13 protein-coding genes are annotated in these 16,903 nt (G+C 49.9%); 1 reads left to right on the forward strand and 12 read right to left on the reverse strand.

Annotated features, from left to right (window positions below):
- Positions 1-2,497, reverse strand: a 2,497-nt coding sequence (secA, locus tag AC6R1O_RS00960) for a preprotein translocase subunit SecA (protein ID WP_500656350.1), incomplete at its 3' end; no start/stop codon positions are given.
- 322 nt (positions 2,498-2,819) lie between these two features.
- Between secA and AC6R1O_RS00965 the strand changes: the two genes are divergently transcribed.
- Positions 2,820-3,275 (forward strand): DUF721 domain-containing protein, encoded by a 456-nt coding sequence (locus AC6R1O_RS00965; RefSeq protein WP_500626518.1) that lies wholly within the window; start codon positions 2,820-2,822, stop codon positions 3,273-3,275.
- A gap of 109 nt (positions 3,276-3,384) precedes the next feature.
- On the opposite strand, the gene lpxC is transcribed toward AC6R1O_RS00965, so the two are convergent.
- The 11 genes from lpxC to murE all read right to left on the reverse strand — a co-directional run bounded on the left by lpxC (position 3,385) and on the right by murE (position 16,896).
- Positions 3,385-4,302 carry a UDP-3-O-acyl-N-acetylglucosamine deacetylase gene (gene lpxC, locus AC6R1O_RS00970; protein WP_487901315.1) on the reverse strand — a complete coding sequence of 306 codons (918 nt, stop codon included), beginning with the start codon at positions 4,300-4,302 and terminating at the stop codon, positions 3,385-3,387.
- Positions 4,303-4,401: 99 nt separating this feature from the next.
- Entirely contained in the window at positions 4,402-5,625 is a 1,224-nt protein-coding gene (gene ftsZ, locus AC6R1O_RS00975) for a cell division protein FtsZ (protein ID WP_500626517.1), read from the reverse strand.
- A 30-nt stretch (positions 5,626-5,655) separates the two neighbouring features.
- Entirely contained in the window at positions 5,656-6,918 is a 1,263-nt protein-coding gene (gene ftsA, locus AC6R1O_RS00980; protein WP_487901317.1) for a cell division protein FtsA, read from the reverse strand.
- On the reverse strand, positions 6,911-7,693 hold the full coding sequence (locus tag AC6R1O_RS00985; RefSeq protein WP_334554348.1) for a cell division protein FtsQ/DivIB: 783 nt from the start codon (positions 7,691-7,693) through the stop codon (positions 6,911-6,913). Before AC6R1O_RS00985 ends, ftsA begins: the two co-directional genes overlap by 8 nt.
- Positions 7,694-7,872: 179 nt before the next feature.
- Positions 7,873-9,333 (reverse strand): UDP-N-acetylmuramate--L-alanine ligase, encoded by a 1,461-nt coding sequence (gene murC / locus AC6R1O_RS00990; RefSeq protein WP_334554346.1) that lies wholly within the window; start codon positions 9,331-9,333, stop codon positions 7,873-7,875.
- Positions 9,334-9,342: 9 nt separating this feature from the next.
- Entirely contained in the window at positions 9,343-10,407 is a 1,065-nt protein-coding gene (gene murG / locus AC6R1O_RS00995) for an undecaprenyldiphospho-muramoylpentapeptide beta-N-acetylglucosaminyltransferase (protein ID WP_500633944.1), read from the reverse strand.
- Positions 10,394-11,587, reverse strand: coding sequence for a cell division protein FtsW (gene ftsW, locus AC6R1O_RS01000; protein WP_500631762.1), 1,194 nt, complete (start codon positions 11,585-11,587; stop codon positions 10,394-10,396). Before ftsW ends, murG begins: the two co-directional genes overlap by 14 nt.
- A 13-nt stretch (positions 11,588-11,600) precedes the next feature.
- Positions 11,601-12,944: a UDP-N-acetylmuramoyl-L-alanine--D-glutamate ligase gene (gene murD, locus AC6R1O_RS01005; protein ID WP_500656351.1), complete on the reverse strand. Its 1,344-nt coding sequence runs from the start codon at positions 12,942-12,944 to the stop codon at positions 11,601-11,603.
- A 39-nt stretch (positions 12,945-12,983) separates the two neighbouring features.
- Positions 12,984-14,066: a phospho-N-acetylmuramoyl-pentapeptide-transferase gene (mraY, locus tag AC6R1O_RS01010; protein ID WP_334554339.1), complete on the reverse strand. Its 1,083-nt coding sequence runs from the start codon at positions 14,064-14,066 to the stop codon at positions 12,984-12,986.
- Complete coding sequence (locus AC6R1O_RS01015) at positions 14,063-15,421, reverse strand: UDP-N-acetylmuramoyl-tripeptide--D-alanyl-D-alanine ligase (RefSeq protein ID WP_500656352.1); 1,359 nt, start codon at positions 15,419-15,421, stop codon at positions 14,063-14,065. The genes mraY and AC6R1O_RS01015 overlap by 4 nt, the downstream gene beginning before the upstream one ends.
- Complete coding sequence (gene murE, locus AC6R1O_RS01020) at positions 15,418-16,896, reverse strand: UDP-N-acetylmuramoyl-L-alanyl-D-glutamate--2,6-diaminopimelate ligase (protein WP_500631766.1); 1,479 nt, start codon at positions 16,894-16,896, stop codon at positions 15,418-15,420. Before murE ends, AC6R1O_RS01015 begins: the two co-directional genes overlap by 4 nt.
- Positions 16,897-16,903 lie beyond the last annotated feature (7 nt).

The following is a 16,903-nucleotide window of genomic DNA, read 5'->3' on the forward strand; positions in this document are numbered from 1 at the left end:
GCTGAACGCGCACTTTAGACAAGACAGTGATCACGTCGGATTTCAGTGCTTCAAGAAGACCTTCAAAGAGCTCGAAAGATTCACGTTTGTACTCTTGTTTCGGGTTCTTCTGCGCATAGCCACGTAAATGAATACCCTGACGCAAATGGTCCATCGCAGCCAAATGCTCTTTCCACAAGGTATCGAGCGTTTGCAACATCACTGATTTTTCAAAGTTGCGCAGCACTTGCTCTCCCACCACGGCTTCTTTCTCTTTGTAAACAGAGATAGAGGTCGCAATGATTTTCTCGCGCAGCGCTTCTTCATACAGTTTATCGTCTTCTTCAAGCCACTGCTTGACCGGCGCATCAAGGTCGAAGTCATTTTTCAGACGTGCTTGAAGCCCGTCCACATCCCACATATCTTCTAGCGATTGTGGTGGGATGTACTCATCGATAACAGCGTTAAGCACGTCGTCACGGTTTTGCTCAATCATCTCACTGATGTCTTCAGCGCTCATCAACTCATCGCGCAGCTCATACACCACTTTACGCTGGTCATTCGCGACGTCATCGTATTCCAGCAATTGCTTACGAATATCGAAGTTGCGTCCTTCCACTTTACGCTGCGCTTTTTCAATCGAACGTGAGAGCATTTTCGATTCGATTGCTTCACCCTCTTCCATACCACTTTGGATAAGGCTAGCCATACGATCCGAGGTAAAGATGCGCAGCAGTGAGTCTTCCATCGACAGGTAGAAACGAGACGAACCTGCATCCCCTTGACGACCAGAACGACCACGAAGCTGGTTATCAATACGACGTGATTCATGACGCTCAGTACCGATAATGTGTAAGCCACCAGCTTCCAGCACTTGATCGTGAACGACTTTCCATTCCGCTTTGATCGCGTCAATTTGCTCTTGAGTTGGGTTGTCCAGTGTCTCGACTTTTGACTGCCAACTGCCGCCGAGGACGATATCCGTACCACGACCCGCCATGTTGGTTGCGATGGTGACTGCACCCGGTTTGCCCGCTTCCGCGACGATCTCTGCTTCTTTCTCGTGGAATTTTGCGTTAAGCACGTTGTGCTTGATTTTCGCTTTCTTCAGCGCATTAGAAAGTAGCTCTGATTTTTCAATCGATACGGTACCCACCAGCGTTGGCTGACCTTTTTCAACGCGCTGTTTGATGTCTTCGATAATCGCAGCGAATTTCTCCGCCTCGGTGCGATAAACCATGTCTGGCATATCATCACGAATCATTGGCTTGTTGGTTGGGATAACCACGGTTTCAAGACCATAGATCGATTGGAATTCAAACGCTTCTGTATCTGCGGTACCCGTCATACCAGACAGTTTCTCGTAGAGACGGAAGTAGTTCTGGAAGGTAATCGACGCCAGCGTTTGGTTCTCGTTTTGGATCTTAACGCCTTCTTTCGCTTCCACCGCTTGATGTAGACCTTCAGACCAACGGCGACCAGGCATAGTACGACCCGTATGTTCATCAACGATCACCACTTCACCCTCTTCAGTGACGATGTAGTCAACGTTCTTCTCAAACAATACGTGCGCACGCAAGGCAGCATTAACATGGTGCAGTAGACTGATGTTCGTCGGTGAGTACAAGGTGTCACCTTCGACCATCAAGCCGTTTTTAATCATTAACTCTTCAACAAACTCTTGACCGGTTTCAGTCAAATACACTTGCTTGGATTTCTCATCCACCGTGTAGTGACCATCACCACGGTACTCTTCGGAATCTTCTTTATCTTGCTTCTGGAGTTGTGGGATGAGCGTGTTGATGCGAGTGTACAGCTCAGAGCTATCTTCAGCAGGGCCAGAAATGATCAGCGGCGTTCTCGCCTCATCAATCAAGATGGAGTCAACTTCATCGACCACAGCGAAAAAGCGCGCGCGTTGAACGCGGTCTTCGGCGCGAAACGCCATATTGTCACGTAGGTAGTCAAAACCGAATTCGTTGTTGGTACCGTAAAGAATATCTGCTTTGTAGGCTTCTTTTTTCTCTTGAGGTGGCATGTTCGGCACGTTAACGCCTACCGTCATACCGAGGAATTCAAACAGCGGTCGGTTGGTTTCTGCGTCTCGCTTAGCGAGGTAGTCGTTGACGGTCACGACATGAACCCCTTTGCCTGGCAGCGCGTTCAGGTATGCAGGGAGTGTCGCGGTGAGTGTTTTACCTTCACCAGTACGCATTTCAGCGATTTGTCCGTTATTCAGAACCATGCCGCCGATAAGCTGAACATCAAAGTGGCGCATGCCATACAAACGTTTTGATGCTTCACGAACCGTCGCGAAAGCTTCAGGCAACAGACTGTCTAGTGTCTCACCTTGATCTAAACGCTGACGAAATTCGACGGTCTTTTGTTTTAGCTCTTCATCAGATAGAGCCTCAAACGTCGGCTCAAAATTGTTGATCTCTTTTACTATTTTTCTCAGACGTCGCAGGGTTCTGTCGTTGCGACTGCCAATTACCTTTGTCAGTAGCTTAGTTATCATTTGCTATGAATCTCTCTTAACTCAGATCGGGCCCGATCATCTTATAATGCCTTCAGTCTCTACCAGTTTTAAACTAAGAATACTGAGATAAATCACTTTCCTCAGATATTGTGCTATTTACTTTAGAATTCAAGGCTAGAACTGATTTTAGTGGCGCCTATCTTATGAAATTTTCACCCTGACAACCAATAGCAAGGTAATTTGTTTGAAGCACACTTTATTTTTTGTGCTTATATGACGTAAGTTTATCCAACGCAATGCTACCTACTCGCACGAGCTTCGCTTAGAATGAAACAGACCGTCCAGCAATATAAGGCCCACTATGCGTGACCACCGCCCTACTTTAGGCGACGACATCATCGCTCAATCTCGCTTGTCGACACTGCAGCAACACGCCGAAGAGATCATCTTGATCAACCGAGCACTGCAGGCCATTTTGCCTCGCGGTACGGAAAAGCATTGCCGGGTGGCAAACATCCGTGAGGGACAATTGATCCTCGAGGTGGCTAGCGCAGGGATCAAGATGAAGATCGATCGTGATCGTCTGCATATTTTGAATCAATTACGATCTCAGGGATTCGCTCGACTGATCGCTGTCAGCGTACAAATCAATCCGGAGCTATATCGATCAAACAGTGAAAAAAGCGAGCAGCCAGCGCCACAAAGGGATCCGATCTCTTCCACTGCCGCGAGCTATCTTGAAATGATTGCCTCAAACGCCTCGCCGAAAGTAAAGGCACGACTTGAAAGCTTAGCGAAATTAGCCAAGAAATCGTAGGACTTCGCCACACTGATATTTGGCTGATATTTGTTAGGGCGATCAAAAAAGGCCAAATCCTGCGATCTGGCCTTTAAAATTTTTAGCTTGTTGGCTTAATACCCGCGCTTTATGCAAGCACCATGTTAGGCTCTGCAAAAGCCATCGGTGCTGGTGCCTCTTCTTCAAAGGTCACCCACTCCCACGCTTCTTGGTCTGCGAGGACTGCACGAAGCAACTGGTTGTTGAGACCATGGCCCGATTTGTAAGCTCGGAATTCGCCAATGATAGGGTGACCACACATGTACAGATCGCCAATGGCATCAAGCACTTTGTGCGTCACAAACTCATTTTCAAAGCGAAGACCTTCTTCGTTCAGAATACGGTATTCATCCAATACGATGGCGTTGTCAAAACTGCCACCCAGCACCAAGTTTTGAGACTGGAGGTATTCGATATCACGCATGAATCCAAAGGTACGAGCTCGTGAAATCTCTTTCACAAAACCGTTGGTCGAGAAATCAAACACCAAGTGCTGCTCGTCGGCATCAATGGCCGGGTGATTGAACTCGATTTCGAAATCCATACGGAAGCCATTAAACGGAACAAACTCCGCCCACTTGTCTTCTTCTTCAAAACGGATAGGTTTCTTGATACGAATAAAACGTTTTGCGACATTTTGCTCTTCGATACCCGCTTGTTGGAGCAAGAATACGAATGGACTTGCGCTGCCATCCATAATTGGGATTTCTGGCGCATCGACTTCAACGATAACGTTATCGATACCCATACCCGCTAGGGCAGCATTCAAGTGTTCAACTGTTGAAATACGGACACCTGCGTCATTAACCAGAGCGGTACACAATTTGGTGTCGCGCACAGAGTCTGGGTTCGCAGGGAAGTCGACCGCGGGCTCTAAATCCGTGCGGCGATAAATGATACCAGTATTTGCAGCAGCTGGGCGTAGCGTGAGCGTGACTTTACGACCAGAGTGGAGACCCACACCAGTTGTTTTCACTATTTCTTTCAGAGTACGTTGTCTGATCATCTACTTTGCCTCAACAATATTGCCACAAAACGCGGTCAATCTTTAACATCGACCGCGAATCCTACCACATAATCGAACAGTGTCAAATTATGGATGTCATCAATCAGCTTGGCGACGTAGGAAAGCAGGAATATCTAAGTAGCCACTTTCTTTATCGGCTTTCGGTGCAGCAGCGCTTTGGCTTGCCCCACCGCCAACACCTGACGTCGTCGGCTGAGGTGAAACTTGTGGTTTCTCTTGCAAAGATGGTGCCGCTTTTTCTTCCACTTTGTTGACGCTCGCTTGAGGCGTCACCGTTTGTTGTGGTTGAGTTTGCGTAACCGGCTTCGCTTTTCCACCCGCAACCAGAGTAATGTCAGGTTTTTTCTCGTTACCGATACCTGTCGCTACAACGGTGACACGGATTTCATCAGCCATGTCTGGGTCAAGAGAAGTACCAATCACCACAGTTGCATTGTCAGAAGCGAACGCCTTAACTGTGTTACCCACAGTTTCGAACTCATCGAGGCGCATATCCAGACCCGCTGTGATGTTGACCAAGACGCCACGAGCGCCCGCAAGATCAATATCTTCAAGCAGTGGGCTAGAGATTGCCATCTCTGCCGCTTCTTCCGCACGGTCTTCACCTTTCGCGACACCACTTCCCATCATAGCGTGACCCATTTCCGACATCACAGTGCGAACATCCGCAAAGTCGACGTTAATCATGCCAGGGCGAGTGATTAGCTCAGCAATACCTTGTACCGCGTTTTTCAATACGTCATTTGCACTTGCAAACGCTTCGAGTAGTGTGATGCCTCGGCCAAGAACCTTGAGCAATTTCTCATTGGGAATCGTTATAAGTGAGTCCACATGCTTTGAGAGCTCTTCAATACCTTGCTCAGCAAACGCTAGGCGCTTTTTGCCTTCGAAGCTAAATGGCTTAGTGACTACAGCGACGGTCAATACGCCGAGTTCTTTTGCCACTTCTGCAATAACAGGTGCCGCACCGGTACCAGTACCACCGCCCATTCCGGCCGCGATAAATACCATATCGGCACCTGACAACTCTTCTTTAATTCTTTCTCTATCTTCAAGAGCAGCGTCACGTCCTACTTGCGGGTTTGCACCTGCACCTAGACCTTTTGTCATGTCGCCACCAATTTGGATGACACTACTGACACTGGTTTTTCGAAGCGCCTGAGCATCAGTATTGATACTGATGAACTCAACACCTTCGATGGATTCACGCACCATGTGTTCGACAGCGTTACCGCCGCCGCCACCAACCCCAACGACTTTAATTACTGCATCGTCAGACATTTCCATCATCGGTTCAAACATGTGTTATCTCCGTTTTTCCTGCTGCTCAGGTTAAAACTCTTTTTGTATCCAATTACGCACTCGAGCAAAAAAGCCGGTAACTGACTGGCGAGAAGGCTCGTTGTATTCCGTCTCATCATTTACCTGACTGTCGCGCGCGTAATGAAGTAAACCCACAGCCGTAGAATGATACGGCTCTTTGACATAATCCGTTAAGCCGCTCACCTCTAGTGGCTTGCCAACTCGTACTTGGTTGCGGAACACGCGCTCCGCACACTCAACCAAACCTTCAATTTGTGATGCCCCACCTGTGAGCACCACACCTGCGGCAAGATGGTGTTTAATCCCCTCTTCACGCAGTCTTTCTTGAACAGTATCGATCGTCTGGTTCACCAGACCCATTAACTCAGTATAACGAGGCTCTATCACTTCAGATAGAGTTTGACGTTGTAAACTTCGCGATGGACGCCCTCCAACGCTAGGAACGTTAACTGTGTCATCTTTGCTGACCAATTCACTCACGGCACAGCCATATTTGACTTTAATCTCTTCAGCATCGCTGACTGGCGTGCCAAATGCAAAGGCTATATCGCTGGTGACCGCATTTCCTGCGTAAGAAAAGACCTCAGTGTGACGTAACGCGCCGCCTGTCCAGATGGCTACATCCATGGTGCCTGCACCAATATCAACCACACACACGCCAAGTTCACGCTCATCTTCTGTAATGACCGCATTACTTGACGCAAGGCCAGAGTAGACCAAATGCTCCACCGTTAAGCCGCAACGCTCAACCGCTTTAATAATGTTTCTCGCCATATCATTGTGGCAAGAAATGAGGTGCACGCTGACTTCCATGCGCACCCCTGACAGACCGAGTGGATTTTTGATTCCCTCTTGGTAGTCGATCGTAAACTCTTGTGGGATGACATGCAAAATACGCTGCTCATCGCCAATTTTAATAGACTTAGCGGTATGAATCGCACGATCCATGTCTTCTTGTGACACTTCTTCTTCGGAGATAGTGCCCATCCCCTTTTCGATACGGCTAGCAATATGGCGACCAGACAGCGAAATGTAGACGTTGCGAATTTGGCACTCAGCCATCAACTCCGCTTGGTCCACCGCGCGCTGAACCGATTTCACTACCGACTCTAGGTCGTTGACTCCGCCTTTATCCATACCACGCGACGGGCTAATCCCAGCGCCAATAATATTAATTTGACCATCAGGCAATACTTCGCCCACCAGAGCCGATACGGTTGCAGTGCCTATATCAAGACCAACAATAATGTTGTCATCAGCGGTCTTAGTCATCTGTACTCTCTTGTTCTAACTCTTGATCAGGGAACCATCCAACGGATGCTCCCGTGTCATACCTGAGGTCAATGTAGCTCACTCTTAACGTGTCGCTACCTAAATTCTGATACAGAGAAACAAATCGATTGATGCGTTCCTCTAACGACTCTTTACCCAATTCCAAACGAATGCCGTTATCTAGAATAATTTGCCACGCTCGGCGCTCGTTTTGCACCAAGGACGTAATCGACAAATTGAGCGCGGTAAATTTCGGGCTAATTCGACGCCACACGTCCAACACTTCTTGGCTGGTACCCTGTGGGCCGTAGAGCTTTACCCGCTCCTCTTCTAGTTGGCCGATGTCACCATTGAAGACGTCTCCCTGCTCATTCAGCAATGCGTTGCCATTCCAAATTGCCGCCGCTTGGTGCTCAGTAAGAAACACTTTGACGGTGTCTGGCCATTGCTTGCGTATTGAGGCGTGAGAGACCCAAGGGATCGCTTCAGCCATCGTCTGCAACACCTTGATATCTTGTGACATAAAGGTTCCGACATGATCCAAATGCGCAAAAGCACGTTGGACATCGAGGGCAGAGACGTAGTGCAAATCACCTTGCAAGACAATTTTAGAGAGTGGCAGACGCTGGTCATCCCACATCCATGAAATCGTCGAATAAAGAAGGGAGCCAATTAACAGCAAAACCACCAGTAAAAACCCACCGCCAACCGCGTGGTTTTTAACAAGTGGGGAAGAGGTTAGATGACGGCTTTCATTAAAAGCACTTTTAATCAAAGTCCATAGTCCTTGCTATTTGTTCGCAATTTTCCCTATCTTCTTTTGCAATAAGGCAAAAGCACTTATTTTAACTTTCGGATTATACTGGCGTCACTGAAAGTATCAAATACTGAAAGTGAGAAATCGCCGCTTAAAACACAGAAAGTGCATCAAACCACGATTTTTCACCCTTAAATCTACGCCTGACGCATCTTATCGATATTTAACTCAAAAGCCGCCAACTGTTTTGCCACTTTACCGACATCCCCAGCCCCTTGAGTAAGCACTAAGTCACCGTCTTGTAAGACATTCGCAAGAACGGAAGGTAACGTACTGCTGTCCGGGACAAAAATGGGATCAATACGGCCACGTGAACGAATCGTTCTGCACAATGATCGACCATCTGCACCAGCAATGGGCTTTTCACCTGCCGCATAGACATCCAGCATGATCAAGACATCCACTTGTTCCAGCACGTTGGCGAAATCATCGTAGAGGTCTCGCGTTCTGCTGTAACGGTGAGGCTGAAAGATCATCACTAAGCGCTTTTCTTGCCAACCGTTTCTCGCGGCTTGAATGGTCACATCCACTTCTGTCGGGTGGTGGCCATAATCATCAACCAGCATTGCATGTCCCTTGCCAGTTTCGAACTCACCTAGATGATCAAAGCGGCGGCCGGTTCCTTGAGTGCCTGCCATGGCGCGTAAAATCGCCTCATCGCTGACATCATCTTCCGTTGCCACGGCGATGGCCGCTGATGCATTGAGCGCATTATGGCGCCCCGGAATATTCAGGGTAATGTCTAGGTTAGCGCGATGTTTACGTACGACAGTAAACTTGCCCTGCTGGCCTTCTTGGCGATAGTTTTCAATGCGCACATCGGCATCTTCTGAAAAACCGTAAGTAATCACTTGGCGGCTCACTTTAGGAATCAGTTCACGCACGACCGGGTCATCGACACACAAAATCGCTTGGCCATAAAACGGTAGGTTGTGCAGAAAATCGATGAACGTTTGTTTGAGCGTTTCAAAATCGCCGCCATAGGTGTCCATATGATCCGCTTCAATATTGGTAACGATACTGACCATAGGCTGCAAATGGAGAAACGAAGCGTCGCTTTCGTCCGCTTCCGCAATCAAGATACGGCTAGAGCCCAGTCGCGCATTGGTTCCCGCGCTTTTGACCAAGCCACCGTTGACGAACGTCGGGTCTAAGCCTTCTTCAGAATAAATCTGCGTGACCAAGGCCGTTGTCGTGGTTTTACCATGTGTGCCCGCCACCGCAATACCGTGACGAAAACGCATCAGCTCAGCCAACATTTCTGCGCGGCGAACCACAGGGATACGGGCTTCGCGGGCAGCCTTAATTTCTGGGTTTTGCTCGTTGATGGCAGTAGAGACAACCACCACACTGGCGTTGGCGACGTTGTCTGCATGGTGACCGATATAAATCGTCGCCCCTTTTTGCGCGAGCCCCTGCGTAACCGGATTCTCTGCGATATCTGACCCCGTGATTTGGTAGCCTTCGTTGAGCAACACTTCTGCGATGCCACTCATACCCGCACCACCGATGCCGATAAAGTGAATGCATTTCACGCGGCGCATTTCTGGCACCATGGCACGAATCTGCGCCAAATCTTGTGTATGTTGAATTGTCATAATCGTTCTCTATTTCTGTGCCAGTTCGATGATCGCCGTTGCCACCACTGTATCAGCGTCCAGTTTGGCGGCCGCGCGTGCCTTCTCTGCCATAGAGAGAAGATCATCACGGCTCAGATGGCGAATACCTTCGGTCAATGACGCCACACTGAGCGCCGGCTGCTCAATCATTTTTGCGGCGCCGCATTCTACCAGATGATCCGCGTTCAACGCTTGTTGGCGATCTTTGTGCATAAAGGGAATAAAAATCGCCCCGACCCCCGCCGCTGACACTTCCGACACCGTCAACGCACCAGAGCGGCAGACCAGAAGATCGGCCCAAGCGTATGCCGCAGCAACATCATCGATGAATTCCACCACTTCAGCCTGCTCGACGTTTTGATCTTGATAGGCTTTTTTCACAGAATCCGCGTTATTTTTACCCGCTTGATGACGAACTTGATAACCACTTCCTAGGTTGGCCATCACCTCAGGTAAGGTTTGATTTAAAATCCTCGCACCTTGACTGCCACCCATAACCAAAATACGAATCTCATCGCTACGCTCACTCATGCGCACTGTTGGGCTTGGCAGTGAAATCACATCCTCACGCACGGGGTTCCCCACCACTTCTGCATGAGTAAATGCACCCGGAAACGCCTGAAACACCTTGCTCGCAATACGTGATAACCATTGATTGGTGAGACCTGCAACCGCATTTTGCTCGTGCAGTACTACTGGAATGCCCAACAGTTTCGCTGCCACGCCACCTGGGCCACTGACATAGCCGCCCATGCCCAATACCACATCCGGTTGCCAGCGTTTCATGTGCGCTTTGGCCTGAAAGATCGCATTGATGATTTGAAACGGCGCCGCGAGAAGTTTCGCTAACCCCTGTCCACGCAAGCCTTTGACTTTGATAAAGTCGATATCGATACCGTGTTTGGGTACCAACTCGGCTTCCATTCGATCCGCAGTTCCTAGCCAGCGAATTTCCCAACCTTGCTGCTGAAGTTTTTTGGCAACGGCTAAGCCAGGGAAAACATGACCGCCCGTACCACCGGCCATGACCATAAGTTTTTTAGTCTGAGTCATTATTCGATTTCTGTGTTGAGTCAGGCGCATCAACCCGGCATTCGAAGTCAATGCGAAGTAAGATAGAGACGGCCACCGCCATGATAATCAAGCTAGATCCGCCGTAACTGATAAGCGGCAAGGTGAGACCTTTGGTCGGCACCATACCGGCCGCCGCACCGACATTGACTAAGGTTTGAAACGCAAACCAAATGCCGATACCAAATGCCAGATAGCCGCCAAAAAGATGCTGGTTCTCAAACGCTTTTCTGCCAATAAAAATGGCTTTGATCACCAAGCTAAAAATCAGCATTAGCACGAGCACAACGCCAACAAAGCCCAACTCTTCCGCTAACACGGCAAACACAAAGTCCGTGTGCGCTTCAGGTAAGTATTCGAGCTTTTGAATTGAATTACCAAGGCCTTGACCAAACCACTCACCTCGGCCAAAAGCCATCAATGACTGCGTCAATTGGTAACCGCTGCCGAAAGGGTCTTCCCACGGGTCGAGAAACGAGGTGACGCGGCGCATGCGGTAAGGCTCGATCCAAATCAATCCGACTACCGCTGAAATGCCGACCACCATCAAGGCAAGAAACTGAGTCAGCTTGGCTCCGGCGATAAACAGCATGCCAAACAGCGTCACCAACATCACGATAACGGTGCCTAAATCGGGCTGAAGAAGCAGCAAACCGGCTAATGTTCCAAATACGATGATGGGCTTAATAAACCCACCAAAGAAGCTCGATTGAACCTCATCGCGTTTACGCACTAAGTATCCGGACATAAAAATAAACAGTGACAATTTCGCCACTTCGGCAGGCTGTAAGTTAAACAGTCCTAGCGGAATCCAACGTGAGGCGCCATTGACCGATTTTCCCGCCACCAGCACCACGCACAGCAAGAAAATAGACAACAGCAGCAACCAAGTACTGTAGTCGAGCCATTTGCGCATCGGGACTTGTAAAATAACCGCGGACGTTCCGAGCGCGAGGACAAGAAAAAGCGCATGGCGAAACATAAAGTGGAAAGGCTGGTCAGTAAGACGCGAACTGATAGGAAACGATGCGGATGTCACCATCACCAAACCTGTCAACATTAACCCAAGCGCAATCCAGACCAATTGTCGATCGTACAGTGAGTCTGGGCTGTCACTGGTGAGCCAATGTTGCACTCTGTGGATGGCACTGGAAATCGGCATATCGTCCTTGCTGTTATGCGTAGGTGAGAGCAAGCTCGCGGAATGCATCACCGCGCGCCATAAAGTTGTTGAACTGATCAAAGCTCGCACAAGCCGGTGAAAGCATCACCATGTCACCCTCGCTGAGCTGAGGGGCAACCCACTCAATCACATCACTCATACGGTCAAATCGTTTGGCACTAGGATGCAAGGGCATAAACGCCTCACCATCCACGCCAAAGCAGCAAAGCTGCACGTTGAGCTTCGACAGTGGCGATACCAATTCGGAAAAATCTGCCCCTTTACCGACACCGCCGACAAGTAGGTAGAGTCGTCCTGTCAAGGATAGTCCAGATAGCGCCGCCAACGTACTGGCAACATTGGTCGCTTTAGAATCATTGACCCACTTAACGCCGCGTTTGTCAGCCACCACTTGGCAACGATGTGTTAAACCTTGATAAGCCTTGATAGCCGGTAAGGCTCCCTGGAGCTCTATACCCGCTTGATTCAGCAGCGCCAGTACCACCATCACATTCGCAACATTGTGCTGGCCCACCAGAGCAAGCTCATCGGTCGCTAAAATAGGGCTATCTTGAAACACAATCCAGTCACGACCTTGAGATTGGCGTAAATGGTAATCAGCCTCTTGCTTGAGCGAGAACGTCACGAGCGCGCAAGTGTTGTGTTCTGGGTAGGTTTGCTTGTCGTCTGCATTCACAACCCCTTTGATAGCATGGTCGAAAATGCGTAGCTTGGCCGCACGATACGCCGCCATTCCAGAGTAGCGGTCCATATGGTCTTCACTCAGATTGAGAAAAGCCGCGGCCACTAGATGCAAAGAAGAGGTCGTCTCTAATTGAAAACTCGACAGTTCAAGAACGTAAAGATCCGCCTCTTGCTTTAGCAGATCCAGCGCGGGAACGCCGATGTTTCCACCCACGGCGGTCTTGACGCCCGCAGCGTTCGTCGCCACACCGGTGAGATCCGTGACGGTGCTTTTGCCATTCGAGCCAGTAATCGCGATCACCGGTTTGCTGACATGCCAAGCAAATAGCTCAATGTCGCCCACGACTAGCGTGCCTTTAGCAATTACTTGCTGAATATCAGCCGTCGCCAACGCAATACCCGGGTTGACCACGACCAAGTCTGCACGCTCTAGCCATTGCGTTTGCCATCCACCACTGTGCAATGCAACATCACTCGGCAGCGACTCTTGACCCGGCGGGCACTGGCGCGTATCGATCACCTTAATGTCGAGCGCATTCGGTAAACGCTTAAGGTAATTCACCACCGACAAACCGGTGATACCCAAGCCAACCACGACGACGTGGTGAATCGACTCCCATCGAGAGGGGTTGGCATGAATAGACTCGCGCATGGCCATTCCTTTTATCCTATTGGCGAAACAAAACGGGGATTAGCGAACTTTCAGCGTCGCCAGTCCAATCAAAACAAGTACGATAGAGATGATCCAAAAACGAACGATAACCCGAGGTTCCGGCCAGCCTTTTAACTCGTAGTGATGGTGAATCGGCGCCATACGGAAAATTCGCTGCCCACGCAATTTGTATGAGCCCACTTGAAGGATCACCGACAAGGTCTCCATCACAAACACGCCGCCCATGATCACCAATACAAACTCTTGACGCACCAACACGGCAATCGTACCAAGCGCACCGCCAAGAGCCAGTGAACCGACATCGCCCATAAAGACTTGTGCAGGGTAGGTGTTAAACCATAAAAAGCCTAGCCCCGCTCCCACGATCGCCGTACACACTACGACTAACTCTGATGCGTGAGGCACGTATGGAATGTGCAGGTAATTGGCGAAATTAACGTTGCCAGTGGCCCAGGCAATGGCTGCAAAACCTGCAGCAACCAGTACCGTTGGCATGATCGCCAACCCATCCAAACCATCGGTTAAATTGACCGCGTTGCTAGTGCCGACAATCACAAAATAAGTCAGCACGATATAGAACAGACCTAACTGCGGCATAATGTCTTTGAAAAAGGGCACCACCAGTTGTGTCGCCGCGGTATCTTTACCGTGAGCATAAAGTGCAAACGCCACCACTAATGCGATCGCGGATTGCCAGAAATACTTCCAACGCGCAATCAAGCCATCGGTGTTTTTGCGCACGACTTTGCGATAGTCATCGACAAACCCCACGGCGCCGTAGCCCGCAAGTACGGCGAGCACAGCCCAAACATATGGGTTAGCCAGATCCGCCCAAAGCAGAACTGTTGTCATGATCGCCGTTAAGATCATCACACCGCCCATGGTTGGCGTGCCACGCTTACTAAAATGTGACTCAGGCCCTTCGTTACGCACCACCTGACCAATTTGCAACATCTGCAATCGGCGAATCATACGAGGCCCCATCCACAAAGAGATCGCTAAGGCCGTCAATACACTGACAATGGCTCGGAACGACAAATATTCGAACAGGCGAAAAAATGAAAAGTATGGCTGTAGCAGCTCCGCAAGCCAAATAATCATGCAAACATCTCCTTCACAGCAGCCGCGACTTTAAACATACCGGCGCTATTGGCACCTTTGACCAGCAAAGTTTGTGGCCCTTGGTGCGTCTTTATCTGCTGCTTAATATAATCAATCATGCTCTCATGAGAGCAAAAATGTGTCCCCTGGCAAACCTGGCTGATAACCTCTGCGTCATCACCATAGGTCAACACATAAGGGAAGTTAAAAGGGGCAGCATGTTCACCGACTTGACGATGAAGTGCAAGGCTTTCGTCACCAAGCTCTGCCATATTCCCCAAAATTAGCCAGCGCGTCCCATCAAAACTCGACAAGAGATCCACCGCCGCTTTCATGGCGGGGACGCTGGCGTTGTAGCTGTCATCGATAAGACGAATCTCATCGGTCAATGCGACGGTTTCGACGCGCCCTTTCACTTTGGCAAGACTTTCTAGCCCTTTGACAATCATCTCATCGCTGGCACCTAACTCTTTCGCCAGAGCCGCAGCAGCCAGTGCGTTGGCAACATTGTGCTGACCAATAATACCGAGTTTGACGCTCAGCTCACTACTTGGAGTGCGCAAAATAAAACTTGCCTCACCCAACGCGTTTAACACCACGTGAGTAGCAAAGTAATCTGCGCTTGCATCGGTCATAGAAAAGGTTTTGACCTGTTTATCGGCCAAGACACCGCTCCAATGCTCACCACCATGACTATCGAGATTGACGATCGCCACTGAGCCAGACGCAAGCCCTTGGTAGATCTCTCCTTTTGCTTGCTTCACGCCCTCAATCGAACCAAAGCCTTCTAAATGCGCCGCCGCAACGTTGTTCACGAGGGCAACATCGGGTTTGACCAAGGCGGTCGTATAGGCGATTTCACCAATGTGGTTGGCGCCGAGTTCAATCACGGCATAATCATCTTCCGGCGTCGAACGGAGCAAGGTCAACGGCACACCTATATTGTTGTTGAAGTTACCCGCAGTAAACAGCACTTGTCCTTGAAGACTCATGATGCTAGCGACCATCTCTTTCACCGTGGTTTTACCGCAGCTTCCTGTGATCGCCACCGTCGGGGTTTGGCATAACTGATGAACGAAGGCGCCTAACTGCCCTAGCGCCACTTTGGAGTCTTTGACCAATAGCTGAGGGATATCAAGCGGCAAAACTCGACTGACCAACAGCGCCGCCGCGCCGGAATCAACGGCTTTGGCCGCAAAATCGTGCGCATCAAAACGCTCACCGACCAAGGCAACAAACAGCGCGCCCGTTTCGATGGCACGCGTGTCAGTTGACACACTCTCGATCGCCACATCTTGGCCAATCAACTCCGCCGACAGTGGCTCGACTAATTGAGATAACATCATAGTGATCATAAAGGAGACTCCAATAGCTCTGCCGCCGACTCACGATCAGAGTAGTGCACGGTTTTATCTGCCAAAACTTGATAATCTTCATGGCCTTTGCCTGCAAGCAAGATAATGTCTTGCGCTTGGCTGTTAGCTAGCGCGTAACGCAAGGCTTGATAGCGATCATGCTCGACAATCGCCAAGTTTGGCTTCGCCATGCCATCCAGCATATCTTGCACGATGGTCTTAGGATCCTCGCTGCGCGGGTTATCATCGGCCAAAATAACCTGATCAGCCAGTTGTTCACCAATCGAAGCCATCATTGGACGCTTACCCGTATCCCGATCGCCACCGCAACCGAAAATCGCCCACAGTTTGCCGTGACAATGAACGCGCAGCGCTTGCAACGCTTTTTCTAATGCGTCTGGCGTGTGCGCATAATCGACCACCACTTTTGCTTTCCCGGGTGAAGCGAACAGCTCCATACGTCCAATGACGGGCTCTAGTTGAGGCGCTGTCGCCATCAAGGCCGATTTATCAAAACCCAACTCAAGCAGCGTTGTCATCGCCACAAGCACATTACTGGCATTGAACTGGCCGATGAGGGGTACCTGAAGCTCACCTTGGCCATAGAGACCATCAAAGTGCAGCTCGATACCCTGTTCTGAATACAATACATGATGAGCAAACACGGCACGTTTGTGGGTCGTTGGAGAGAGAGAAACCGCCGTCACGTGATCAAGCTCAGTCAGCCACTGGGCACCGACGGCGTCATCGGCATTGATGATCGCGTGCTGGCAGGCATGATCAGTAAAGAGCATTTGCTTAGCACGAGCGTATTCATCCATCGTGCCGTGGTAATCGAGGTGATCACGACTTAGGTTGGTAAACACGCCCGCTGCAAACGGAAGCGCTTTCACCCGGCCTTGAACCAAACCATGAGAGGAGATTTCCATCGCAGTGTAGTGTGCACCTCGCTGCTGAAGCTGAGACAGCATCTGACAAATCGTCACGGCACTGCCTGTGGTATTGACCGCAGGCTGCAAGTTCTCGAGAAAACCATTACCCGCAGTGCCGAGCACCGCCGCGCGCTGCCCTAGCAGCTCTAACCATTGAGCGATGAGCTGCGTCACTGTGGTTTTACCGTTCGTACCGGTGACGCCAATCAGATGATTCCCTGCGACTGGATATAGGGAAAGCGCCAACTGAGATAAACGCTGATCAAGTGCATCGACATACACCACAGGCACCGACTGAATGTATTCCACCAAACCATGCGGAGCACGCGAACACGCCTGTGCAATAACGGCATTGGCCCCTTGAGCAATCGCGGCCGGAATAAACCTCCTCGCATCCAAAGCGTGACCTTGGATGGCAACAAAGGTCGATCCTTTGGTTACTTGGCGACTGTCGAGCTCAAGTTGGCGAACAGGTATCGCGAGCTCATCGCCCAACTCAAGCCAAGGTCGTAATAATTGCGTTAATGTGAGTGTTGTTGGCATTGGCTCT

This window comes from Vibrio sp. R11-SG3-ISO3-SZ (genome assembly GCF_059834345.1).